We start from the raw sequence: 23,364 nt of genomic DNA, 5'->3' as shown, positions 1-23,364 counted from the left end.
TGAGACTGAGCATCAGACGTCGTACAAGGGTGGGAGGGGCCGTGGCCGCTGGGCCACCGGGTGTCGGGACACCCCCGGTGGTTGTCTAACAACAGCGGCCGCACCACGTGAAGGGCACGGATCTGCGGATCCGTGCCCTTCTTGCCGTCCGAATCCGCTTACGTCCGAACAAGTGCGGACACGTACCTCCGCTTCTTCGGACGTTAGAGCGGAATGTTGCCGTGGTTGCCGCGCACCGGTCCGTCGGCCAGGGCCTTGGCGAGCGCGGCGGCCAACGCGGTGCGGGTGCGGGTGGGCTCGACGACCTCGTCGACGACGCCGATCTCGCGGGCCCGGTCGATGCCTCCGGCAATCTTCTCGTGCTCCGCGGCGAGCTCGGCCTCGACCTGCGGACGGAGCTCGGGAGGCACCTCGGCGAGCTTGCGCCGGTGCAGGACGCGGACCGCCGCGACCGCGCCCATCACGGCGACCTCGGCGCGCGGCCAGGCGAACACCCGGGTCGCGCCCAGCGAGCGGGCGTTCATCGCGATGTACGCCCCGCCGTACGTCTTGCGGGTCACCAGCGTCACCCGCGGTACGACGGACTCCGCGAACGCGTGCAGCAGTTTGGCGCCGCGCCGCACGACACCGTCCCACTCCTGACCGACGCCTGGCAGGTAGCCGGGGACGTCGACCAGGACGACGAGCGGTACGCCGAACGCGTCGCACATCCGCACGAACCGGGACGCCTTCTCCGCGGACAGGGCGTCGAGGCAACCACCCAGCCGGAGCGGGTTGTTGGCGATCACGCCGACCGTGCGACCGCCGAGGCGGCCGAGCGTCGTGACGATGTTCGGCGCCCAGCGCTGGTGGAGCTCGACGGAGGTTCCCTCGTCGAGCACCCCTCCGACCAGCGGATGGACGTCGTACGCGCGCTTGGCCGACTCGGGCAGGAACCCGGACAGGTCGAGGTCGGGGATGTCCGTGGCCACGGATCCCTGGTTGGCGAGCAGATCGGTGAGGCGACGGGCCTGCTCGAGGGCGTCGGCCTCGGTGTCGGTGGTGATGTGGACGACGCCCGACCGCCGGCCGTGCGGCTCGGGGCCGCCGAGGCGGAGCATGTCGACGTCTTCACCGGTGACCGAGCGGACAACGTCCGGGCCGGTCACGAAGATCCGGCCCTCCGGACCCAACACGACCACGTCGGTCAGCGCCGGCCCGTACGCCGCTCCGCCCGCCGCCGGGCCGAGGACGACGGAGATCTGCGGGATCTTCCCGGACGCCTGTGTCATCGCGTAGAAGATCTTGCCGACCGCGTGCAGGCTGAGCACCCCTTCGGCCAGCCGGGCGCCGCCGGAGTGCCACAGGCCGATGATCGGCACCTGCTCGGCCCGCGCGACGTCGTACGCCTTGACGACGACGTCGCAGCCCTCGTCGCCCATCGCGCCGCCCATCACGGTCGCGTCGGAACAGAACGCCACGACCGCCGCCCCGGCGATCGTCCCGCGGGCCGCGACCATCCCCGACAGGTTGTCGGGGGTGATCAGCTCCAGGCTGCCCGGATCCAGCAGCGTCGTGAGCCGGATGACCGGGTTCCGCGGGTCCTGCTCGCGCGGAAGCTTGGCAGGCTTCGCCGGGGCAACGGTCATCGCTACACCGACTTGAAGGCGATGGCGGCGTTGTGGCCGCCGAAGCCGAACGAGTTGTTCAGCGCGGCGATGTCGCCGTCGGGCAGCTTGCGCTGCTCGGTCGCGACGTCCAGCTCGATCTGGTCGTCGAGCTTGTCGATGTTGATGGTCGGCGGCGAGACCCGGTTCTTCAGCGCGAGCACGGTGGCGACCGACTCGACCGCGCCGGCGCCGCCGAGCAGGTGGCCGATCATCGACTTCGGCGCGGTGGCGACCGCGTGGTCGGCGTCCTTGCCGAGCGCCTGCCGGATCGCGATCGACTCGGCGATGTCGCCCTGCGGCGTCGAGGTGGCGTGCGCGTTGATGTGGAAGATGTCGGCCGGGGTCAGGTCGCCCTCGGACAGCGCCCGCTCCATCGCCCGGCGGGCGCCGGAACCGGTCGGGTCGGGCTGTGCGATGTCGTGGCCGTCGGCGGAGATGCCGGCGCCGGCGAGCTCGGCGTAGATCTTCGCGCCGCGCGCCTTGGCGTGCTCGTACGACTCCAGGATCAGGATTCCGGCGCCCTCACCGAGCAGGAACCCGTCGCGGTCGACGTCCCACGGCCGCGAGGCCTTCTCCGGCTCGTCGTTGCGCTTGCTGAGCGCCTGCATCATCCCGAACGCGGCCAGCGGCAGCGCCATGATCGCGCCCTCGGAGCCGCCCGCGATCACCACGTCCGCGCGACCGAGCCGGATCTGGTCCAGGCCCAGCCAGATCGCCTCGTTGCCGGAGGCGCACGCCGAGACAGGGGTGTGCACACCGGCCTGCGCGCCGAACTCCAGGCTGACGTAGGCCGCCGACGAGTTCGGCATCAGCATCGGGATCGCCAGCGGCGACACCCGGCGCGGGTTGGACCGCAGGGCGTCGTAGTTCGCCAGGGTGGTGTGCAGGCCGCCGATCCCGGACGCGACCGCCACGCCGAGCCGCTCCTTGTCGAGCCCGGAGTCCGCCAGGCCAGAGTCGGCCCAGGCCTCGCGGGCCGCGACAACGGCGAGCTGCGCGGTCCGGTCGAGGCGGCGGGCCTTGACCCGCTCGATGACCTCGGTCGGCTCGACCGCGGCCGGCGCGGCGATCTGCACCGCCAGGTTCTGCACCCACTCGTCGGTCAGCCGCCGCGCGCCGGAGCGGCCGGCCAGCAGCCCTTCCCAGGTGCTGGTCACGTCGCCCCCGAGCGGGGTCGTGGCACCGAGCCCAGTGATGACGACCCGGGTCTTCGACATGGTTACCTCATCCTTCACATGAGAGATCTGCGGTTGGGAGCGAGGGGTGGTACTGCGGGGTACTCCAGGGGTGCTTCAGGGGTACTGCGTGGTGCTCATCGGTGTGACCCGATGAGCACCGGCCAGCACGGTGACGGAGGTCAGCCGTTCTGGGCGCGCTCGATGAACGCGACGGCGTCGCCGACGGTCTTGAGGTTCTTGACCTCGTCGTCGGGGATCTTCACGTCGAACTTCTCCTCGGCGGCCACCACGACCTCCACCATGGAGAGCGAGTCGACGTCGAGGTCGTCGGTGAAGGACTTGTCCAGCTGGACGTCCTCGACCGGGATGCCGGCGATCTCGTTCACGATCTCGGCGAGGCTGGAACGGATCTCTTCGGTGCTGGCCATTTCTTGGGTTCCCTTTCGGATTTCTGCTGGTTGCTTCAGCCGGTGCGGCCACCTGAGCCGCCCCGGACAACTATGAACTACGGCAGGCGGATCACTTGGGCGGCGTACACCAGGCCCGCGCCGAAGCCGATGATCAGCGCGAGGTCGCCGCTCTTGGCCTCGCCGGCCTCACGCATCGCGGTGATCGCGAGCGGGATCGAGGCGGCCGAGGTGTTGCCCTGGCGCTCGATGTCGCGGGCGACCTTGACGTGCTCGGGCAGCTTCAGCGTGCGGCGCATCGCGTCGGTGATCCGCATGTTCGCCTGGTGCGGGACGAACAGGTCGAGCTGCTCGGCCTTCACCCCGGCGACGTCCAGCGCCTGCTGCGCGGTCTTGGCCATCTCGAACGACGCCCAGCGGAACACCGGGTTGCCGTCCATCGTCAGGTGCGGCCAGTTGTGGTTGCCGTGCACCTCCTGCCAGGACTCCTTCTGGCTGATCACCTGGTGTTGCGTGCCGTCCGAGCCCCAGACCACCGGGCCGATGCCCGGCTCGTCGGTCGGCCCGACGATCGCGGCGCCGGCGCCGTCGGCGAAGATGAACGCCGTACTGCGGTCCGTGCGGTCGGTCAGGTCGCTGAGCCGCTCGACGCCGATCGCCAGCACGTACTTCGCGCTGCCGCCGCGGACCAGGTCGTTGGCCAGCGCGACGCCGTAGCAGAAGCCCGCGCAGGCGGCCGACACGTCGAAGGCCGCCGCCGTCGGGGCGCCGACCTCGACCGCGATCCGGGTCGCGATCGCCGGCGTCTGGTACAGGTGCGTGACGGTCGAGACGATCACGCAGCCGATGTCGGCCGGGTCGATGCCGGACTCGGCGATCGCGTCCTTGGCCGCGTGCACCGACATCATCAGGACGGTCTCGTCCGCCTCGGCCCAGCGCCGCTCCTTGATCCCGGAGCGGGTCTGGATCCACTCGTCGCTGGAGTCGATGTGCTCGAGGATCTCCGAGTTCGGTACGACGCGGCGCGGCCGGTAGGAGCCGATGCCGAGGATGCCGGCGTACGTCGCGCCGGTCGACGCGGTGATCATGCCGGGGTCCCGGCGGGGTGCAGGCGGACCAGCGGCTGGCCGGGGGAGACCGGGTCGCCTTCCTCGACGAGCCACTCGACCACGATGCCGCCGTGCGGCGCGGTCACCTCGACCTCGTCGCGGAGGCTGCTGACCTTCGCGACGACCTCGCCGGCGCCCACGTGGTCACCGGCCTCGCGACCGGTCTGCGCGGCGCGGCTGAAGGTGCCCTTGATCGGGGCGACCAGCAGCCGCCACGTCGGCGTGGCGTCGATCTCGGACGGGCTGCCGTGCTTGTCGACGAAGGCGCGGGCGTCGTCGAGCTGGTCCGGCGTCTTCAGCGCGAACGTCTCGACGCCCTTGAGGGCGCGGCGCGCGATCCCGGTCAGCGTGCCCGCCGGCGGCAGCTCCAGGATGCCGGTCACCTCGAGGTCGGACATCGTCTGCAGGCACAGGTCCCAGCGGACCGGCGCGTTCACCTGGGTGACGAGCCGCTGCAGGACGTCCCGGCCGTCGTGGACGACGTGGCCGTCGCGGTTCGAGATCAGGCGGGTCCGCGGGTCGTGGGTGCTGATCGCGGTCGCGTACTTCGCCAGCGTCTGCACGGCCGGCTCCATGTGCCGGGTGTGGAACGCGCCGGCGACCGACAGCGGGATCAGCCGGGCCTTCGCCGGCGGGTCGGCGGCCAGCGCCTCGAGCTCCGCGACGGTGCCAGCGGCAACGATCTGGCCGGGGCCGTTGTCGTTGGCCGGGGTCAGGCCGTGCTCGGCGAGCTTGGCCAGGATCTCGTCGCGGTCGCCGCCCAGCACCGCGGTCATCGAGGTCGGCGTCAGCGCGGCCGCGGCGGCCATCGCCTTGCCGCGCTCGCGGACCAGGACCATCGCCTGCTCGGCGGTCAGGACGCCGGTGCCGGCCGCGGCCGCGAGCTCACCGACGCTGTGCCCGGCGACCGCGCCGACCTTCGCGAACGCGTCGGCGGGGTGCGGGAAGACCGCCAGCGCGGCCAGCATGCTGGAGGCGACCAGCAGCGGCTGCGCGATCGCGGTGTCCCGGATCGTGTCCGCGTCGGCTTCGGTGCCGTAGTGGGCGAGGTCGAGGCCGGCGACCGCGGAGAGCCAGTTCAGCCGGCTCTCGAACACGGGATCGGCCAGCCACGGCTCGAGGAAACCTGGGGTCTGGGCACCCTGACCGGGCGCGACGATGACGAGCACGTGACAACTCTCCCTCAGCCGGGCCCGCCGCGAGCCGCACGGCGAGCACGAATTCTACCGGGCCGCTTTTGTGGAGATCCTACAAAACGGTGGATCCGGGCTCGGGATGCAGCAGGCGACCCAAGGTCAGTGCGACACGCAGTGTGAAACTGTCGCGGGGATTCAGCGGGTTGTAGCCCGTGAGGTCCGCCACACGCTTCAGCCGGTACCGCACGGTGTTGGCGTGGATGAACATCGCCCGGGCGGTCGCCTCGATCGAGCCACCGGAGTCCAGGTAGGCCGAGACCGTGTCGAGGAGCACGCCGTCGCCCACGGTGAGCGGGCCGTAGACCTCGGTCGCGAGCTGACGGCGGGCGTGGCCGTCTCCGGAGAGTGACCGCTCCGGGAGCAGGTCGTCGGCCGGTACCGGTCGCGGGGCGCCCGGCCAGGCCGCCGCGGCGCGCAGACCGGCGACGGCGGCGCGGGCCGAGGTCACGGCCGACATCAGGTCTTTCACGACCGGCCCGACGACGATCGGGCCGGGTCCAAACCAGCGGGCGAGTTTTTGTACAGTCTCGACAGGTTGGCTCGTACCGCCGAGTACGACGACGAGCCGGTCGCCCTGAATCGCGCACAGTGCGTCAGCGCCCGCCTCGCGCGCCGCGTGCCGGACCATGTCCGCGACGTTCGAGCCGGTGTTGTTCGCCGGGGGCGTCTCGGCGACCGGGGCGCGGCCGACCACCACGGCGACCTCGGCCGATCCCGTCGTACCGACGGTTCCGGTCCAGCCGAGCGCCGAGGCGCGGGAGCGGACCGACTCGTCGGCCTCGCCGCGGATCACGGAGTCGACGAGCAGGGCCTCGAGCCGGGCGTCCCAGGCGCCGCGCATCTCGGCGGCCTGCGCGTAGACGGTCGCGGCGGCGAACGCGACCTCGCGGGCGTAGCGCTGCATGGCCTCGTGGACGATCGGCACGTCGTCCGGCGGCAGCAGGGTGCCGATGGTGTTCTCGATGGTCTCGATCGTGGTGCGGACCAGGTCGACGGTCTGGTGCAGCGAGATCACCCGGGTGAACTCACGCGGCGCGGACCCGAAGATCCGGGTCGGCATCGACGAGTGCGCCTCGGGGTCGCGGAACCACTCGACGAACGCGGAGATCCCGGACTGCGCGACCAGGCCGATCCAGGACCGGTCCTGCGCGGACAGCGTCGCGAACCACGGCAGCTTCGCGTCCATCGCCGCCATCGCGGCGGTCGCCAGCGCACCGGTCGCGTTCTGCAACCGCTCGGCCCGCGCCAGATGTGCCTTCGTCACCACGCCCAGACCATACGCGCACTGCCATGATGGGCGTATGACGGACAAGGCGGGTGTGGCCGACGCGATCGCGGCCTTGCGGGCGATCGGGTACTACCTCGAGCGTGACCGGCAGCCGACGCACCGGGTGAAGGCGTACCGGCGGGCCGCCGACACGATCGCCGCGCTGCCGGCCACCGAGGTGCGGGCGCGGCGCCGGGCCGGGACGCTCACCGAGCTCCCGGGGATCGGGCCGAAGACAGAGGCCGTGATCGTCGAGGCGATGGACGGCGCCACACCGTCGTACCTGGTGAAGCTGGAGGAGACGGCGGGTGAGCTGACCACGGCCGGCAAGGGCCTGCGCGCCGACCTGAAGGCGGACCTGCACCTGCACTCGGAGTGGTCGGACGGCGGCAGCCCGATCGAGGAGATGGCCCGTACGGCGCACCGGCTGGGGCACTCCTACATGGCGCTCACCGACCACTCGCCGCGGCTGACCGTCGCCAACGGGCTGTCCCGCGAGCGGCGCCTGCAGCAGCTCGAGGTCGTTGCCGAGCTCAACAAGAAGCTGCAGGACGAACTGGACGGCTTCACGATCCTGAACGGGATCGAGGTCGACATCCTCGACGACGGTGCGCTGGACTGCGACTCGGAGATCCTGGCCCGCCTCGACGTGGTGGTCGCGAGTGTGCACTCCAAGCTCCGGATGGCCTCGGAGCCGATGACCGAGCGGATGGTGCGCGCGATCGCGAACCCGCACGTGGACGTCCTGGGGCACTGCACCGGCCGGCTGATCACCGGCGGCCGGGGGACCCGTCCGGAGTCGGAGTTCGACGCCGAGGTGGTGTTCGAGGCGTGCCGCCAGTTCGGGACGGCGGTCGAGATCAACTCCCGCCCCGAGCGGCTCGACCCGCCGAAGCGGCTGCTCGCGATGGCGGTCGAGATGGACTGCCTGTTCTCGATCGACACCGACGCGCACGCCCCCGGCCAGCTGGACTGGCAGGTCTACGGCTGCGAGCGCGCCGAGGACTGCGGCGTCACCGCCGGCCGCGTCGTCAACACCTGGGACCAGCAACAACTTCTCGAATGGACAGCATCATGAGCGACTTGGAGAAGGACCCGGCCGAGGTCCTGGGATTCGCGGACTGTGAGGGGCCCGCGCTGGAGATGCTCGAGGGCCGGGAGGTCGTGCTGGGGCGGTCCACCACGGTCCGCCGGCTGCTGCCGAACAAGAACCGGCGGATGGTCGGCGCGTGGTGCTTCGTCGACCACTACGGGCCGGACGACCTGACCCGGCGCGTCGACTCCTACGACGTACCGGGGGAGCGCGGTATGCAGGTCCCGCCGCACCCGCACACGAGTCTGCAGACCGTGAGCTGGTTGTTCGAGGGCGAGATCGAGCACCGCGACAGCGTCGGGTCGCACGCCCTCGTCCGGCCCGGCGAGCTGAACATCATGACGGCCGGCAACGGGATCGCGCACTCCGAGGTGTCCACGCCGGACGCGCCGCCGAAGCTGCACGGCGCCCAGTTGTGGGTCGCGCTCCCGGACGCTGTCCGTACGACGACGCCGCCCGCCTTCAACGCGTACGCCGACCTGCCGCGGCTCGACCTCGACGGCGCGCAGGTGACGGTGATGATCGGGACCGTCGCCGGGGTCACCTCGCCCGCACCGGCGTACACCCCGCTGGTCGGGGCCGACGTGACGGTCGCGCCGGGGCGGTCCCTGACGCTCCCGCTGACCCCGTCCAACGAGTACGCCGTCCTCGTGGTCGACGGATCGCTGGCGGTCGGGGACCTGACGCCGGGCTTCGGCGAGATGGTCTACCTGGGGGCAGGCCGGGACGCGATCGACCTCGTCGCCGCCGAGGGCGGTGTGCGGTTCCTGCTGCTCGGCGGCGAACCGTTCGAGGAGCAGCTGGTGATGTGGTGGAACTTCATCGGCCGCACCCACGAGGAGATCGTCGCCGCCCGGGACGCCTGGCAGGCCGCGATCGATGCTGCGGGCAACGACCGCTTCGGTATGGTGCCGGGCTACGACGGCGATCCGCTGCCGGCTCCGCCGTTGCCCGCGACCACACTCAGACCGCGACCGCGGGCACGCTGACCCGGCGCCGGTAGTAGGCCCAGGTGAGGACCAGCAGCGACGGGCCCCACAGCTGCAAGGGCGCGTAACACGTGATCATCAGCGCTGCCCACGGCGTGCTGGAGAAGGGGATGAACTCCTTCGAGAACACGTCGCGGAAGCCGTAGGTCCAGATCGCGATCAGGCTCAGCGCCCCGAGCACCGCCGGGACGATCGCGGCGTACGGCGCGACGCGACGGCCGCCGATGAACGGGATCCACCGCGGAACGATCTCGCCCCACCGGCTGACCAGGCCGAGCGCGGTCAGCGCGACGAGCTCGGAGAAGATCGTCAGACAGACCACGTACAGCTTCTGACCGAACCCGATCAGGTGGGCCGGCTGGTGGGAGTCGTCGAGCATGCCCATCGACGAGCCGAAGACCAGTCCGAGTCGCCACAGGCCGGACGGCAGGGTGAGGAAGGGGATCGCGTGCGCGAGGCGGTAGGCCCAGCGCGGGACGGGACGCTCTGTTGTGCTCACGCCCCGAGCATCCGCCCGACCGGTACGTCGCTACCTCACCCGTCGGAGTGAACTCGATCCCTCCCAGGACCGATTCCCTGCTCCAGGACGTCGAACGCGCGGTCGATCACGGCGACCTGGTCGGCCTGCACCTGCGCGAGGTCGTCGCCGGCGATGATCCGTGCGACCGAGGTGTGGTAGATCGTCGTGAGGGTCGCCGTGAGCAGATTGGCGACCAGGCGAGCGCTGAGCTCGTCGCCGGTCTCCGCTGCCAGCACCCCGGCCAGCATCGCGGCGATCTCGTGTTCCTGCTCGATGCTGCGACTGACGAGCGCGGGACTGGACTCGAGCACGCTCCAGAAGCCGCGCACGCCCTCGATCGCGCCTGACAGGGGATGGCGCGCGGCCAGCAGTTCGTGCTGGTACCGGCGCATGGCGACCGCGACGGGCTCACCGGCCGGCCGGTCGCGGACGACGGCCTCGAGCTCACGCAGCCGGTCGTCGTGCCGGTCCAGGAACAGGTCTTCCTTGCGCGGGAAGTAGTTGAAGACCGTCATCTTGGACACCCCGGCCGCATCGGCGATCTCCGCGACCGTGACGGCGTCGAACCCGCGTCGCACGAACAGCCCGGTGGCGACGTCGGAGATCATTCGCCGGGTCGCCTGCTTCTTGCGCTCGCGCAGCCCCTGTTCGGCCATGGCCAGAATTATACTGGACCAAATTTTGTACTCGGTCTAATATTCGTCCCATGGACAACCGAGATGTGGTGATCGCCGGCGGCGGGCCGGTCGGGCTGATGCTCGCCTGCGAGCTGGCGCTGGCCGGAGTCGACGTGCTGGTCGTCGAGAGGCTGCGGGAGATCGACCCGACGATCAAGGCCGGTTCGATCAACGTGCCGACCGCCGAGGCGCTGTACCGGCGCGGGATGCTGCCGGCTCTGCAGGAGCACCAGCAGCAGGCGTTCGAGCAGATGAAGGCGTTCCGGGCCGGGAAGGGCCCGAGCGGCCCGCCGCCGGCCGGGCACTTCGCCGGGATCATGGTCAGCTCGGCCGGTGTGCACTTCGACGATCCCGCTTTCCGGGACGCCGGACCCGCGCGGTCGGTCTTCGCGGTCGGGCAGCAGGCGGTCGAGTCGATCCTCGGCGCCCGGGCCGCCGAGCTCGGCGTCGAGGTCCGGCGCGGGACCGAGGTCACCGGGTTCGACGCCGACGACGAGGGCGTCACCGTCCGCTTGGGCGACGACGTGGTGCGCGCGGGCTGGCTGGTCGGTTGTGACGGCGGACGCAGTCTGGTGCGCAAGCTGGCCGGCTTCGAGTTCCCGGGCACCGAGCCCGCGATCACGGGCCGCCAGGCGATCGTGGATCTGGAGGGTGCCGAAGGCCTGCAGCGGAGCTGGAACTACACGCCGACCGGTCTCTACGCCCACGGTCCGGTCCCGGGACGCGTGCTGACCGTCGAGTTCGACGGCCCGCCGGAGGACCGTGATGCGCCGACCACCGCGGACGAGATCCAGGGCAGCCTGCGACGCGTCACCGGCGTCGACGTCACGGTCACGGCGGTGCACAGTGCGACCAGGTTCACCGACAACGCGCGCCAGGCCACGTCGTACCGCACGGGCCGGGTGCTGCTCGCGGGCGACGCGGCGCACGTGCACTCGCCGTTCGGCGGGCAGGGGCTGAACCTGGGGATCGGCGACGCGGTCAACCTCGGATGGAAGCTCGCGGCGACGATCCAGGGCACCGCGCCCGAGGGCCTGCTCGACACCTACACGACCGAGCGGCATCCGGTCGGCGCGTGGGTGCTGGACTGGACGCGGGCCCAGATCGCCTTGATGCGCACGGATTCCCGGACCGCCGCATTGCGCGACGTGGTCACCGATCTGCTCCGGACGGCGGACGGTTCGACGTACCTGGCGAAGAAGCTGTCCGGCGTCCTGCACCGCTACTCGATCGCGGGCGAGCATGAGCTCGTCGGGTCGGCCGCGCCCGATTTCGAGTTCGCGGACGGCACGCGGCTGGGGGAGTACCTGTCCGACGGCACGTCGTTGCTGCTGGACCTGTCCGACTCCGCGCAGCTGCGCGAGCTCGCGTCCGAGCGGGTGCGGGTACTGACCACGAAGTACGGCGGCGACCTCACCGGCGTACTGATCCGGCCCGACGGGTATGTCGCGTGGGCCGCGGCGGACGGCGCCGTGACTGGACTGGACGAGGCGCTGGCGACCTGGGTACCTCAGATCAGGTCGTGATCGCGGGCATAGGCGGCGGCCGCCGTCCGTGACGGTACGTCCAGCTTGGCGAAGATGTTGGTGAGGTGCCGGGCGACGGTCTTGTCGCTCAGCACCAGCCGGTGCGCGATCTCGGCATTGCTGTTGCCGACAGCAACCAGTCGGAGGACGTCCAGCTCCCGTCCGGTGAGCCCGCCCGCCGTACTCCGGCCGAGCAGTTTCTCGGTCTCCTGCCGCGCCGGCGCCGCACCGATCTCGGCGAAGGACCGGCAGGCGGCGGTGAGCTCCGCCGCCGCCGAGTCCTCGTCGCCGAGCAGCCGCACCGCGCGCCCGACCAGCACCTTCGCGCGCGCCACCTCGTACGGCGCCCGCAGCTCGTCCCACAACCGCGCCGCCGTCCGGGCGTGCGGCAGCGCCCTGTCCGGATCGTCGCCGGCCAACGCCACCAAGGCCGAGCAGTACGCCGCCGACGCCCGCAACCCCGCGCAGCCGAAACCCTGCGCGATGGCGGCCAACTCGTCCGCGGCAGCCTCCGCGTCCGACCGTGCGTCACCTGCCAGCAGTACCTCGACCGCGCCCGCCAGCAACCGCGACCGGTGGACCGGGTCGCCCGTCTCCGCCAGCAGTCGGCGGACGGCGGCGAGCGCGCCCGGCACGCGTCCGCGCGCGACCATCAGCAGCGCCCGTCCCGGCTGCGCCTCGTACCCGAACCCGGCCGCCTCGTCGTACGAGGCCTCCGCTGCCGCAACGTCGCCACGGATCCGCAGTACGTCGCCCCGCTCGGCCAGCGCGAGGCCGGCCGCGGCCTGGGAACCCGACGCCGCGTACCGGCGGCAGGCGTCCTCGAACTCGGCCAGCGCCTCCGGGTACGCCGCGTGCACCCGCAGGATCTGACCGCGATGCACCGCACACTGCCCGGTGAACGGAACCAGGTCGGGCTGACTGTCGCACCAGCGCGTCAGCGCCGTCGTCCACGCGGACGCACGGGCGAAGTCCAGAACTTCCTGGCAGGCTTCGATCATCGCGCAGTACACGTTGCCCGCGAAGATCGGCGACAGTTCACCGGCCGCGACGGCGACCATCGCCTCGTCCAGCAGGGTGAGCCCCTCCGGCACCCGCCCGGAGTACATCAGCAGCCGGCCTTTGCACACGAGGCTCTGGGCCAGCAGATCGGGATCGGCGTGCCGGCGGGCAATGCCGATCATGTCCTCGCTGACCGCGAGCGCGCCGGGGAAGTCGCCGGCGTCCAGGCACCGGAAGAAGTCGTGGACGCGCAGGTAGCCGCGTTCGAGCACGTCGTCCGGCTGGTCCGCGAGCAGCCGCTGGGCGCGCGCGGCCCAGCCGCTGCCGACCGCCACCTCGCCGCGGATGTTCAGCACAAGGGCCAGCCAGAAGGCGAACCGGACCGCGCCCAGCACCTCCCCGGCGTCGGTCCGCAGGCGGTAGCCGCGCTGCAGGGCGCGGATGCAGCTGTCCGTGTCGCCGAGCAGGAACGCGGCCGTGGCCAGCGTCATCAACTCGTCCGGGCCGAGGGCCGACCCCGGCTCGCCGTCCACCGTGGCGAGCCGGTCGTACGCCGAAGCCCAGTCCCGCCGCTCGTACGCGGACCGGGCTCGCTGCAGATCGTCGACAATGCCCATCCGTGCCCCTTGAGGTGAGCATGCGCCGTCGGGTCACGCGGCGGCAAGACTCCGGTCCGCGGCCGCACGGGCCGCGATCCGCCGGGCGACGTACGCCGCGTCCCGGCCGACGCCCGGCAGCACCATCGAGCTGAACGCGTACTGGAAGGACAGTCCGCAGAAGAACAGCCCGGGCGCGCCCTGGGCGACACCGCGGTACTCCCGCGGCCAGCCGTCGGCACCGGTCACCGGGGTCTTGATCCAGTCGAACACCTGCCGGAACCCGGTCGCCCACACAACGTTCGCGACATCTAGCACCCGCCCGTTCGCGAGCTGTGGCCGGCCGTCCCGCACACCGGTGACCCGGTCGTGGACCCGCTCGACCCCGCGCGCGAGCAGGTCGTCCCGCTTCACCCGGATCATCGGCCCGCCGTGGAACCGAATCTCCCCCATCTCCTTGCGGCCCATCGGCGTCCGGCGCGTGAGGACGTGCCGCCAGGCGAACAGGAGCACCGGCCAGAGCAGGACCTGACCGCGCCCGCCGGGCCGGAAGGGCACCTGCCCGGGATCGCGACCGCACAGGATCGTCTCGTGCGTCTGCGCGACCTCGTACGCGATGTCGGTGCCCGAGTGCGACCCGCCGACGACGAGCACCGGCCCGTCCTTGAGCTGCTCCGGCCGGCGGTACTCCGACGAATGCAGCTGCCGGATTGCCGGATCCAGGTCGACCGCGCAGTCCGGCAGGTACGGCGTACGCCCGAACGTGCCGGTGGCGACCACGACGTTGCCGGCGGTGAGCTGCTCGCCTCCGGTGCTGACGATCCACTGGTCGTCGATCCGCTCGAGCCTGTCCACCCGGGTGTTGTGCCGGATCGGCAGCGCGAAGTGCGCGGCGTACGACGCGAGGTAGTCGGCGACCTCGTCCTTGCCGGGGTAGTGCCACGGATCGCCCGGGAAGGGCAGGCCGGGCAGCCCGTCGTACTTCGCCGGCGAGTACAGCCGCAGGCTGTCCCAGTGCGAGCGCCACTGGTCGCCGACCTGGGCGTTGCCGTCCAGGATGAGGAACTCCTCCCCGAGCTGCTGCAGGTGGCGGCCGGTGGCGAGTCCCGCCTGCCCGGCGCCGATGACGATGGTGTTCATGCTGGTCTCCCTTCCACGTCGCGCCGCAGCGTGTGGAAGCGCAGCCACCACAACAGCATCAGCGCGGACGTCACCACGTAGAAGCCGTGCAGGATCCAGATCGGTCCCGGCGGCAGGTGCACCACGTAGATGCAATGGACGGCGTTGCCGACGTTGGCGAGCACCAGGTTGACCGGGCTGTACGACGCGAGGTCGCGGGTCCGGATCGCCTTGACCACCATCGGCAGGGCGCTCGACGCGAAGAGGATGGTGGACATCGTCCCCGCGAGAAGAGCAACGCTTGCGCCAGTCATGTCACCGACGGTAGGGACCGCGGGCGGTGCACCGCGTCGGACGGAATGCGCAACTCGCGCAGGCAGCGACTACGAGGTTTGTCGTATGTCGGTGTGCCGGCGGATCCACGGTGCGAGCGCGTAGACCGCGAACGCGACCACGATCGTCACGACCGCCAGGCCGCCGAAGTAGGCCGTGTCCGACGCGTCCTCGGTCGCCTGCACGAGCTGCGCGGTGATCGCCTGGCCCGCGGCCGGCGCCAGGAACCACAGCGCCATCATCTGGCTGAGGAACGCCCGCGGCGCCAGCACCGTCGTCGCGGCCAGGCCGACGGGGGACAGGAACAGCTCGCCGAGGGTCTGGATCACGTACACGAGGACCAGCCACAGCGGCGACGCGAGGTTGTCGCCGGCCACCGACGACGCGAGCGCCATCACCGCGAACGAGATGCCGGCCAGCAGCAGGCCGGTGGCGAACTTCTGCCCGATCGACGGCCCGCGATCGCCCAGTTTGATCCAGATCACCGCGAACACCGGCGCCAGCACGATGATCGAGAACGGGTTCACCGACTGGAAGAACTCCGGCGAGATCTGCACGCCGAACAGCTCCAGCCGCGTCCGGTCGGCGGCGAACGACGTCAGCGTGGTCGCGGCCTGCTCGAACACCATGAAGAACAGCATCGCCGCGACGAACAGCGGGATGTACGCGCGGACCCGCTGCCGCTCGACGGGCGTCACCAGGGGACTGCGAAGCAGCATCACGAAGTACGCGATCGGGGCCAGGAAGCACAGGTACGAGATCGCGTCCACGACCGGCTTCGGGCCGATCCCGCCGGACCGCCACGCCGACCAGGCGAACACGACCGCGAGCAGCCCGAGTACGGCGGCCGAGACCTTCAGCATCGTCGGCCGGTCCGCGGCGGTCAGCGGGTTCGGCGGGGTGTCGCCGCGGCCGTGCAGCGTGCGCCGGCCGAGCAGGTACGCGACCAGCGCCAGCGTCATCCCGACCGCGGCCGCGGCGAACGCGACGTGGAACCCGAACTCGCGGCGCAGGAACCCGACCACGAACGGCGCCGAGAACGACCCGATGTTGATCCCCATGTAGAAGATCGAGAACGCCGAATCGCGCCGCGGGTCGTCCTGTTCGTAGAGCGTGCCGACCATCGTGGACACGTTCGGCTTCAGCAGTCCGGTGCCGAGGGCAACCAGTGCGATCCCGGCGTACGCCGGTCCGGTCGACGGCAGCGCGAGACACAGGTGGCCGGCGACGATCACGGTGCCGCCGTACAGCACCGTGCGGCGGGCGCCGAAGACGCGGTCCGCGAACCAGCCGCCGAGCACCGAGAGCAGGTACACCGAGGCGCCGTAGATCGACACCACGGCCTGCCCGAGCGACTCCCCGAGCCCGAGCCCGTGCGCCTTGTCGGTCAGGTAGAGCAGCAGGATCGCGCGCATCCCGTAGTAGCTGAACCGCTCCCACAACTCAGTGGTGAACAGCGTCATCAACCCACGCGGATGCCCGAAGAACGTCTTCTCGGGGGCGGCCTGCTGCGCATCGGTCATCTACCGACCGTAGCAACCCGACTACTCAGAGAGCGATCCAGTACCGCCGTGGAGGCCGAACGGCGACGGGCCGCTCACCCCAGGTGGGATGAGCGGCCCGTCGGTCGGACGCTGCGCGTCAGGCGCCGGCGCCTTCCTGCTTCACGCCGGCGACCGCGGTCGGGTCGTCGATGCGGTACTTGCGGGCCGCCTCGGCGGCGACCTCCGGCTTCACGTCGCCGCGCTTGGCGAGGATCTCCAGCGCCGCGACGACGATCGACTCGGCGTCCACCTGGAAGTGCCGCCGGGCCGCGGCCCGGGTGTCGGCCAGGCCCCAGCCGTCGGTCCCGAGCGACGTGTAGTCGTTCGGCACCCAGCGGGAGATCTGGTCCTGCACCGCGCGCATGAAGTCGCTGACGGCGACGACCGGACCGTTGGTGTCCTTCAGTTGCTCGGTGACGAACGGCACCTGCTCCGGCTCGTCCGGGTGCAGCAGGTTGTGCTGCTCGGCGGCGACGGCGTCCCGGCGCAGCTCGTTCCACGAGGTCACCGACCAGATGTCGGCGGCGACGGAGTACTCCTCGGCGAGGATCTGCTGGGCCTTCATCACCCACGGCAGCGCGACACCGGAGGCCAGCAGTTGCACCCGCGGCGCGTCGTCGCCCTCGGCGGTCTGGTACTCGTTGAAGCGGTACATGCCCTTGAGCAGCCCCGCGACGTCGAGGTTCTCCGGCTCGGCGGGCTGCGCCACCGGCTCGTTGTAGACCGTGAGGTAGTAGAAGACGTCCTCGCCGTGCGGCTTGTCCTGGTCCAGCCCGTAGCCGTACATCCGGCGCAGGCCGTCCTTGACGATGTACGGGATCTCGTACGCGAACGCCGGGTCGTAGTGCACCGCGGCCGGGTTGGTCGAGGCCAGCAGCGGCGAGTGACCGTCCGCGTGCTGCAGTCCCTCACCGGTCAGCGTCGTACGGCCCGCGGTCGCGCCGACCAGGAAGCCCCGGCCGAGCTGGTCGCCGAGCGCCCACATCCAGTCGCCGGTGCGCTGGAACCCGAACATCGAGTAGAAGATGTAGAACGGGATCATCGGCTCGCCGTGCGTCGCGTACGCCGTACTCGCCGCGAGCACCGAGCCCATCGCGCCGGCTTCGCTGATGCCCTCGTGCAGCAGCTGGCCCGCCGTGGACTCCTTCCACGACAGCAGCAGGTTGCGGTCGACGGCGTCGTAGTTCTGCCCGTGCGGCGAGTAGATCTTCGCGGTCGGGAACATCGAGTCCATACCGAACGTGCGGTACTCGTCCGGGGCGATCGGGACGATCCGGTGACCGATCTCCGGGTCCTTCATCAGGTCCCGGAACAGCCGCACCAGCGCCATCGTGGTCGCGACCGGCGCGTGCGAGCCCTTGCTGAGCGGCTTGTACACGGCGTCGCCCGGCAGCGTCAGCGTCTTCGGCTGCACCCGGCGCTCCGGCAGCGAACCGCCGAGCTGCTTGCGCCGCTCCATCATGTACTGGTACTCCGGCGAGTCGGTGCCGGGGTGGAAGTACGGCGGGTTGTACGCGTCCTCGAGGTCCTTGTCCTCGATCGGCAGGTAGAGCCGGTCGCGGAACGCCTTCAGGTCGTCCGAGGTCAGCTTCTTCATCTGGTGGGTCGCGTTGCGGCCCTCCAGCGCCTCGATCGTCCAGCCCTTGATGGTCTGGGCCAGGATCACGGTCGGCTGGCCGACGTGCTCGGTCGCGCTCTTGAACGCGGCGTACACCTTGCGGTAATCGTGACCGCCGCGCGGCAGCTTACGCAGGTCCTCGTCGGACAGGCCGCTGACCATCTGCTGCAGCCGCTGGTCGCCGCCGAAGAAGTTGTTTCGGATGTACTCGCCGGACTCGACCGAGTACGTCTGGAACTGGCCGTCGGGCGTGGTGTTCATCTTGTTCACCAGCGCGCCGTCGTGGTCCTGGGCCAGCAGGTTGTCCCACTCGCGGCCCCAGATCACCTTGATCACGTTCCAGCCGGCGCCCCGGAAGAACGCCTCCAGCTCCTGGATGACCTTGCCGTTGCCGCGGACCGGGCCGTCCAGCTGCTGCAGGTTGCAGTTGATCACGAAGGTGAGGTTGTCGAGCTCCTCGCGCGCGGCCAGGCCGATCGCGCCGAGCGACTCCGGCTCACCCATCTCGCCGTCACCCAGGAACGCCCAGACGTGCTGCTGGCTGGTGTCCTTGATCCCGCGGTTGTGCAGGTACCGGTTGAAGCGCGCCTGGTAGATCGAGTTCAGCGCGGCCAGACCCATCGAGACGGTCGGGAACTCCCAGAAGTCCGGCATCAGCCGCGGGTGCGGGTACGACGACAAGCCCTTGTGCGGGCCGCGGGAGACCTCCTGGCGGAAACCGTCCAGGTCGTCGGTCGTCAGCCGGCCCTCGAGGAAGGCGCGCGCGTACATACCGGGGGAGGCGTGCCCCTGGATGAAGATCTGGTCGCCGCCGCCCGGGTGGTCCTTGCCGCGGAAGAAGTGGTTGAAACCGACCTCGTACAGGCTCGCGGCCGACTGGTAGGTGGCGATGTGACCGCCGACCTCCAGGCCCTTGCGGTTGGCCTTGCTCACCATCACCGCGGCGTTCCACCGGATGAACGCCCGGATCCGCCGCTCGATGTGCTCGTCGCCGGGGAACCAGGGCTCACGCTCGGGCGGGATCGAGTTGATGTAGTCGGTGCTCCGCAGTGCGGGCACCCCGACCTGCCGCTCCCGGGCGCGCTCGATCAGCTTGAGCATCAGGTAGCGCGCTCGCGCCTTGCCCCGTTCGTCCAGGACCGCGTCGAGCGATTCGACCCACTCCCGTGTCTCGTCGGGGTCGATGTCGGGGAGCTGGGTGGGCATCCCCTCGGTGATGATGGCTGGTGGTTCGTGTCCGGAAGCCACGGTGTCCTGCCGTTCTCTCTGGATTCTCTTCACCGCAATCCTGTCACCTGTTCGGTATGCGTTCTACTTCGCCTTCCTTTCCGGCCGGTTTCCGGCTCGCCGGGCGAGATCTGAGCGGACACGCCTTGTACCCGCCACGCGCATACCGGACACGTCACGGAACCCTGGTGCATACTTGCGCGACGCGGTAGGTCACGATGGACTACCGCTACTGAAACCTACCCCCGGGCAAGCGGGGACCACGGAGGAGGACACGTGAGCGCGACCGCGGACCACGCGGACGGTAAGGGCGGGGTGCCGAACATGGCGACCCGGCTCGGCCTGGAGGCCGGCTGGGTCGTTCAGGAGATCGGGTACGACGACGACTGCGACGACGACTTTCGGGACGCGATCCGGGAGATCACCGGGGAAGCGTTTGTCGACGAGGACACCGACGAGGTCGTCGATGTCGTGCTGCTCTGGTTCCGCGAGGACGACGGTGACCTGGTCGACGCCTTCTTCGACATTCTGACCGACCTGAAGGCCGGCGGCGTCGTCTGGCTGCTGACCCCGAAGGTCGGTCGCGACGGGTACGTCGAGACCAGCGACATCGCCGAGGCCGCGCCGGTCGCGGGCCTGGCGACGACGAGCACACTGAGCGTGACCGACGACTGGTCCGCCACCAAGCTGGTGGTCCCGAAGTCCGGCCGCCGCGGGTGACTTTCCCAGCTGCCGGCCCGGCTGCCGGCAGCCGGGCCCCCGACTTCGAGACGCGGAACCAGTACGGCGAACCGGTCCGGCTGAGCGACTACGCCGGCCGGCGGGACGTCGTACTGGTTTTCTATCCGTACGCGTTCAGCCAGGTCTGCACGAGTGAGCTGACCGCGCTCCGCGACCGGCCGGACCTGCTGGCTGCGGCGGAGTTCCTGGCCGTCTCGTGCGACCCGATGTTCACCCTCCGGGCGTACTCGGACGCCCAGCACCTCCCCTTCGGCCTGCTCACCGATTTCTGGCCGCACGGCGCGATCGCCACGTCGTACGGCGTCTTCGACGCGGCCCGAGGCTGCGCGCTCCGCGGAACCTTCGTCATCGACCGCACCGGCGTCATCCGGTGGTCCGTCGTGAACCAGATCCCCGAGGCCCGCAACCTCGACGACTACGCGGCGGCGCTGGCAAGTCTGGGCTAGGCGACAAGCCGCCCAAGAATGCGAGCGGTTACCGATGGCCGCCGATGTGAAGGTGTCGGGTGGGCTGTGAGGGACTCGAACCCCCGACCCCCTCGGTGTAAACGAGGTGCTCTAACCAACTGAGCTAACAGCCCTGGTCCGCAGAACAACCCCGACCGCTGGTCGGGGTTCCATACGCTGCGGAGCGTGAGGCACGACCGTACCACCTCAACCGGGGCGGTGTGTGCGCACTGGTCGGCCCGCCGGCGCACCGACGAGAAATGTCGGCGCTCCCGGCGAACCTGGGTGCATGCACCGCGCAATTGCCCGCTCGTACGTCGCAGTTCCGACGCAGGGAGTCTGCATCCGCGACCGGATCAGAGACCTCACGCCGGAGGATGATGCGGTGCTGAGAGCGGTTGGCGCACATCTGGGCAGGCTCGCCTCAGCGGACCTGGCCCGGCGCGCCCAGAATGCTCACGCCAACGCGCTTGCCTCAGGCATTCGAACGCTCCGGCACCGGCTGTCCTTGCCTGTCGGAGAGCCGGGTCGCAGAGACCGGCCGGGCGGGTATCGCTCCCCCAAGGAATGGCACGCAAAGTCTCGCCGCCTCGCTCACCTGGAAGTGCGGCTGGCCGCGGTCGAGAAAGACCGCGCGATTGGGCATGTGTCGGTGGTGCGCGGTGGCAGGGGATTGGCGAACAAGCGTCACAATCTGGCGGCGGCCGGAATGACGCAGAGTCAGTGGCAGCAGGTCTGGGAGTCCGCTCGCTGGTTCCTCTCGGCCGACGGCGAGTCCGGCAAGCGAGGCGGGAACGAAACCATCCGGGTTACCCCGGAAGGAGAGGTCAGTCTTCGTCTACCCACTCCGATGCGGCACCTCGCCAATGCCGCGCACGGCAGGTACGTCCTCGCTGGACGCGTCGAGTTCGCCCATCGCGGTGCTGAATGGCGCGCCCGCGTGGCGGCCGACCGCGCGGTCGCGTATCGCATCCACTACAACCCCGGGAAGGACCGCTGGTACGTCGACGCCTCGTGGCGGCCGAAGGACGTACCCGCTATGTCACTCGCAACCCTCCGCAGCGGCGAGGTGATCGGCGTGGACCTGAACGCCGACCACCTCGCGGCCTGGCGGGTCGACATCCACGGCAACCCGATCGGCAGGCCGCGCACTTTCGCGTACGACCTGTCCGGTTCGTCGACTCGGCGCGACGCGCAGGTCCGCCGTGCACTCACCGCGCTGCTCCGCTGGGCAGTCCGGACCGGGGCGAAAGCACTCGCCGTCGAAGACCTGAACTTCACCGACTCGGAGAGTCGCGAACATTACGGCCGCCGCAAGTGGTTTCGGCGGTTGGTGTCCGGTCTACCCACCGGCCGGTTTCGGGCCCGGCTGCTCGCGATGGCATCCGAGGCTGGAGTCGCCGTCATTGCTGTCGACCCTGCCTACACCAGCCGGTGGGGCGCCGAGCACTGGCAGAAATCGACCAGCACTCCGAATCACCAGACCACCCGACACGAGGCGGCTGCCGTCGCGATCGGGAGGCGCGCCCTCGGGCGTCGGCTCAGGCGACGGGCGGCACCGCCCCGGCAGCACCAGACGGATGCTACCGGGCATCGGACCGTCCAGGCCGGAGGCGGCTCCCCGGGGCGCGAGGAAGCCAGCCGGTCCGGATCTGGATCACGGACGCGATCCGTGCCGCCGACCAGGAGGCCGTACGCGGGTGACCAGGCGACCCAACACCGTTCGGGGCCGCCCATCGACCAGGGGCTCACCCTGCTGGATGTCCAGGAACGGTTCGATCCCCTCTTCGCCCACCCCGGTTAACTGAAGACTGCTTTGACCAGGCGGTCGAGGGCCGGGGGGAAGATCTCGAGCAGGTTGACGTCTGCGTCGCCCATGGTGATGGCGGCGGTCAGGGTCTTGGTGCCGTCGGCGTTGCTGTACATCAGGGCGCCGTACCCGCCCGGAGCGCTGCCGTTGTGGTGGTAGATGGTCTCGGTGCCGGTGTCCTGGGCGAACAGACCGAGGCCGTAGTTGAGCGGTCCGCTCTTCGGTTGGGGCGTACGCATCTGGCTCAGCAGCTCGGCCGGCACGAGTTTCCCGCCCTGCAGCGCCGACATGAACTTGTGCAGGTCCTGCGTGGTCGACAGCATGCTCCCGGCGGCGAACAGCAGCGACGGGTTCTGCTCGGTGACGTCGACGACCCTCCACTCATCACCGTCCTGGTAGCGGAAGTACCCGTGCGAATGCGGCCCGGGAATGTCCGTCCGAGCACCCGGCTCCACAGTGCCCGTCAGACCCAGCGGCTCGACGATCCGCTCGGTCAGCTCTTCGACGAACGAGCGCCCGGTCACAGCCTCGATCAGCAGCGCGGCAACGGTGTAGTTGGTGTTCGAGTAGCTCCACTCGGCCCCCGGCTCGAACCGCGCCGGCTTGCCCAGCGCGAACTCGACCAGCTCGTCCGGCGTGTAGCCCTGCAGCCGGTTGTCGGCCCACTCCTTGCCGGTCGCCGGGAGCCCGGCGACGACGGTGCCGTCGGGGTAGTACTCGCCGGTGTAGTTGAACAATCCGCTGGTGTGGTCGAGCAGCATCCGCACCGTGATCCGCGGGTCCAGACCGAAGCGTGTCAGGTGGCCGGCAACCGCGCCGTCCAGCTCGAGCTTGCCCTCGGCCACGAGTTGCAGCACCACGGTGGACACGAACGTCTTGGTGACGCTGCCGATCCGGAACTGCCCGTCCACCGGCGGCGCCTCGGTCCGGCCGAGCTCACGGATCCCGGCGGTGCCGACCCATTCGCCGTGCTCGTCGTGCACCCGCAGTTCGAGCCCGCCGAACCCGGCGTCGACGAACTCCTGGGCGGCCTGCTGGAGGGTGCTGTGCACGGAAGGGGTCTGGATCGACATGGTCTTGCTCCTCGTTCGAGTGATGGTCTGTTCGACGTCACTCACGATCCCGGCGCGTCCTGACACGGAACCGCCACCGCGCTGACGCGGTCCGGCTTTCGTACGGCCCGTACCCGAACCTGCCGTCGCTCGTTGGAACCATGTCGGCGGTCAGGGCTTCGCACCGGAATTCTTAACCTTCGGCTGCCGAGATCGGACTCCTCCGGGGCGGGTCGCGGCTGGTAGGGTTCACGGCTGTCGGTCG

20 protein-coding genes and 1 tRNA gene are annotated in these 23,364 nt (G+C 70.4%); 6 read left to right on the top strand and 15 right to left on the bottom strand.

Going from position 1 to position 23,364, the window contains the following annotated elements; all coding sequences use genetic code 11:
- Positions 1-203 precede the first annotated feature (203 nt).
- The 6 genes from ACWEOO_RS35460 to ACWEOO_RS35435 form a co-directional block, all read right to left on the bottom strand.
- A complete protein-coding gene (locus tag ACWEOO_RS35460) occupies positions 204-1,628 on the bottom strand; it encodes a carboxyl transferase domain-containing protein (protein WP_452146783.1) in 1,425 nt (474 codons plus the stop codon).
- 2 nt (positions 1,629-1,630) lie between these two features.
- Positions 1,631-2,866 (bottom strand): beta-ketoacyl-[acyl-carrier-protein] synthase family protein, encoded by a 1,236-nt coding sequence (locus ACWEOO_RS35455; protein ID WP_452146782.1) that lies wholly within the window; start codon positions 2,864-2,866, stop codon positions 1,631-1,633.
- A 140-nt stretch (positions 2,867-3,006) separates the two neighbouring features.
- Positions 3,007-3,255: an acyl carrier protein gene (locus tag ACWEOO_RS35450; protein WP_130380551.1), complete on the bottom strand. Its 249-nt coding sequence runs from the start codon at positions 3,253-3,255 to the stop codon at positions 3,007-3,009.
- A 77-nt stretch (positions 3,256-3,332) separates the two neighbouring features.
- On the bottom strand, positions 3,333-4,322 hold the full coding sequence (locus tag ACWEOO_RS35445; RefSeq protein WP_359932605.1) for a beta-ketoacyl-ACP synthase III: 990 nt from the start codon (positions 4,320-4,322) through the stop codon (positions 3,333-3,335).
- A complete protein-coding gene (locus ACWEOO_RS35440) occupies positions 4,319-5,512 on the bottom strand; it encodes an acyltransferase domain-containing protein (protein WP_452146781.1) in 1,194 nt (397 codons plus the stop codon). Before ACWEOO_RS35440 ends, ACWEOO_RS35445 begins: the two co-directional genes overlap by 4 nt.
- A 79-nt stretch (positions 5,513-5,591) precedes the next feature.
- The gene (locus ACWEOO_RS35435; protein WP_452146780.1) at positions 5,592-6,806 is read right to left on the bottom strand and encodes a PucR family transcriptional regulator; all 1,215 of its coding nucleotides are present in this window, start codon (positions 6,804-6,806) and stop codon (positions 5,592-5,594) included.
- 34 nt (positions 6,807-6,840) lie between these two features.
- Here ACWEOO_RS35435 and ACWEOO_RS35430 point away from each other — a divergent pair, with 34 nt between their 5' ends.
- Both ACWEOO_RS35430 and ACWEOO_RS35425 read left to right on the top strand, forming a co-directional pair.
- Positions 6,841-7,884 (top strand): PHP domain-containing protein, encoded by a 1,044-nt coding sequence (locus ACWEOO_RS35430; RefSeq protein WP_452146779.1) that lies wholly within the window; start codon positions 6,841-6,843, stop codon positions 7,882-7,884.
- A complete protein-coding gene (locus ACWEOO_RS35425; RefSeq protein WP_359932617.1) occupies positions 7,881-8,888 on the top strand; it encodes a pirin family protein in 1,008 nt (335 codons plus the stop codon). Before ACWEOO_RS35430 ends, ACWEOO_RS35425 begins: the two co-directional genes overlap by 4 nt.
- On the opposite strand, the gene ACWEOO_RS35420 is transcribed toward ACWEOO_RS35425, so the two are convergent.
- Together ACWEOO_RS35420 and ACWEOO_RS35415 are read right to left on the bottom strand one after the other, a co-directional pair.
- Positions 8,863-9,387 (bottom strand): hypothetical protein, encoded by a 525-nt coding sequence (locus tag ACWEOO_RS35420; RefSeq protein ID WP_452146778.1) that lies wholly within the window; start codon positions 9,385-9,387, stop codon positions 8,863-8,865. The genes ACWEOO_RS35425 and ACWEOO_RS35420 overlap by 26 nt on opposite strands.
- Before the next feature lie 35 nt (positions 9,388-9,422).
- Positions 9,423-10,064 (bottom strand): TetR family transcriptional regulator, encoded by a 642-nt coding sequence (locus ACWEOO_RS35415; protein ID WP_452146777.1) that lies wholly within the window; start codon positions 10,062-10,064, stop codon positions 9,423-9,425.
- 50 nt (positions 10,065-10,114) lie between these two features.
- Between ACWEOO_RS35415 and ACWEOO_RS35410 the strand changes: the two genes are divergently transcribed.
- A complete protein-coding gene (locus ACWEOO_RS35410) occupies positions 10,115-11,611 on the top strand; it encodes an FAD-dependent monooxygenase (protein WP_452146776.1) in 1,497 nt (498 codons plus the stop codon).
- Here ACWEOO_RS35410 and ACWEOO_RS35405 read toward each other — a convergent pair.
- From ACWEOO_RS35405 to aceE, 5 genes are all read right to left on the bottom strand, one after another.
- The gene (locus ACWEOO_RS35405) at positions 11,596-13,230 is read right to left on the bottom strand and encodes a LuxR C-terminal-related transcriptional regulator (protein WP_452146775.1); all 1,635 of its coding nucleotides are present in this window, start codon (positions 13,228-13,230) and stop codon (positions 11,596-11,598) included. The two genes, ACWEOO_RS35410 and ACWEOO_RS35405, sit on opposite strands and share 16 nt — an antisense overlap.
- A gap of 33 nt (positions 13,231-13,263) precedes the next feature.
- Entirely contained in the window at positions 13,264-14,349 is a 1,086-nt protein-coding gene (locus tag ACWEOO_RS35400; RefSeq protein WP_452146774.1) for a flavin-containing monooxygenase, read from the bottom strand.
- Complete coding sequence (locus ACWEOO_RS35395) at positions 14,346-14,642, bottom strand: hypothetical protein (RefSeq protein WP_452146773.1); 297 nt, start codon at positions 14,640-14,642, stop codon at positions 14,346-14,348. Before ACWEOO_RS35395 ends, ACWEOO_RS35400 begins: the two co-directional genes overlap by 4 nt.
- 69 nt (positions 14,643-14,711) lie before the next feature.
- The gene (locus ACWEOO_RS35390) at positions 14,712-16,184 is read right to left on the bottom strand and encodes a peptide MFS transporter (RefSeq protein WP_452146772.1); all 1,473 of its coding nucleotides are present in this window, start codon (positions 16,182-16,184) and stop codon (positions 14,712-14,714) included.
- Positions 16,185-16,302: 118 nt separating this feature from the next.
- On the bottom strand, positions 16,303-19,071 hold the full coding sequence (aceE, locus tag ACWEOO_RS35385; RefSeq protein ID WP_452146771.1) for a pyruvate dehydrogenase (acetyl-transferring), homodimeric type: 2,769 nt from the start codon (positions 19,069-19,071) through the stop codon (positions 16,303-16,305).
- 255 nt (positions 19,072-19,326) lie between these two features.
- On the opposite strand from aceE, the gene ACWEOO_RS35380 reads away from it, so the two are divergent.
- Positions 19,327-19,770 carry a DUF3052 domain-containing protein gene (locus ACWEOO_RS35380; RefSeq protein WP_359932638.1) on the top strand — a complete coding sequence of 148 codons (444 nt, stop codon included), beginning with the start codon at positions 19,327-19,329 and terminating at the stop codon, positions 19,768-19,770.
- Positions 19,767-20,237 carry a peroxiredoxin gene (locus ACWEOO_RS35375; RefSeq protein ID WP_452146770.1) on the top strand — a complete coding sequence of 157 codons (471 nt, stop codon included), beginning with the start codon at positions 19,767-19,769 and terminating at the stop codon, positions 20,235-20,237. The genes ACWEOO_RS35380 and ACWEOO_RS35375 overlap by 4 nt, the downstream gene beginning before the upstream one ends.
- Positions 20,238-20,297: 60 nt before the next feature.
- Here the strand turns inward: ACWEOO_RS35375 and ACWEOO_RS35370 are convergent.
- A tRNA-Val gene (locus ACWEOO_RS35370) sits at positions 20,298-20,371 on the bottom strand.
- A 575-nt stretch (positions 20,372-20,946) separates the two neighbouring features.
- On the opposite strand from ACWEOO_RS35370, the gene ACWEOO_RS35365 reads away from it, so the two are divergent.
- Entirely contained in the window at positions 20,947-22,041 is a 1,095-nt protein-coding gene (locus ACWEOO_RS35365; protein ID WP_452146769.1) for a hypothetical protein, read from the top strand.
- Here the strand turns inward: ACWEOO_RS35365 and ACWEOO_RS35360 are convergent.
- A complete protein-coding gene (locus tag ACWEOO_RS35360; protein ID WP_452146768.1) occupies positions 22,038-23,120 on the bottom strand; it encodes a serine hydrolase domain-containing protein in 1,083 nt (360 codons plus the stop codon). The genes ACWEOO_RS35365 and ACWEOO_RS35360 overlap by 4 nt on opposite strands.
- Positions 23,121-23,364 lie beyond the last annotated feature (244 nt).

The organism is Kribbella sp. NPDC004138 (genome assembly GCF_053603655.1).
Note: the sequence above shows the minus strand (reverse complement) of the source record. Positions and strands in the feature narration are given on the sequence as shown.

Coding starts and splice junctions, on each gene's coding strand:
- ACWEOO_RS35395 (WP_452146773.1), bottom strand. CDS start 14,642: ATGACTGGCGCAAGCGTTGCTCTTCTCGCGGGGACGATGTCCACCATC.
- ACWEOO_RS35410 (WP_452146776.1), top strand. CDS start 10,115: ATGGACAACCGAGATGTGGTGATCGCCGGCGGCGGGCCGGTCGGGCTG.
- ACWEOO_RS35445 (WP_359932605.1), bottom strand. CDS start 4,322: ATGATCACCGCGTCGACCGGCGCGACGTACGCCGGCATCCTCGGCATC.
- ACWEOO_RS35360 (WP_452146768.1), bottom strand. CDS start 23,120: ATGTCGATCCAGACCCCTTCCGTGCACAGCACCCTCCAGCAGGCCGCC.
- ACWEOO_RS35450 (WP_130380551.1), bottom strand. CDS start 3,255: ATGGCCAGCACCGAAGAGATCCGTTCCAGCCTCGCCGAGATCGTGAAC.
- ACWEOO_RS35455 (WP_452146782.1), bottom strand. CDS start 2,866: ATGTCGAAGACCCGGGTCGTCATCACTGGGCTCGGTGCCACGACCCCG.
- ACWEOO_RS35365 (WP_452146769.1), top strand. CDS start 20,947: ATGACGCAGAGTCAGTGGCAGCAGGTCTGGGAGTCCGCTCGCTGGTTC.
- ACWEOO_RS35430 (WP_452146779.1), top strand. CDS start 6,841: ATGACGGACAAGGCGGGTGTGGCCGACGCGATCGCGGCCTTGCGGGCG.
- ACWEOO_RS35390 (WP_452146772.1), bottom strand. CDS start 16,184: ATGACCGATGCGCAGCAGGCCGCCCCCGAGAAGACGTTCTTCGGGCAT.
- ACWEOO_RS35415 (WP_452146777.1), bottom strand. CDS start 10,064: ATGGCCGAACAGGGGCTGCGCGAGCGCAAGAAGCAGGCGACCCGGCGA.
- ACWEOO_RS35460 (WP_452146783.1), bottom strand. CDS start 1,628: ATGACCGTTGCCCCGGCGAAGCCTGCCAAGCTTCCGCGCGAGCAGGAC.
- ACWEOO_RS35405 (WP_452146775.1), bottom strand. CDS start 13,230: ATGGGCATTGTCGACGATCTGCAGCGAGCCCGGTCCGCGTACGAGCGG.
- ACWEOO_RS35400 (WP_452146774.1), bottom strand. CDS start 14,349: ATGAACACCATCGTCATCGGCGCCGGGCAGGCGGGACTCGCCACCGGC.
- ACWEOO_RS35425 (WP_359932617.1), top strand. CDS start 7,881: ATGAGCGACTTGGAGAAGGACCCGGCCGAGGTCCTGGGATTCGCGGAC.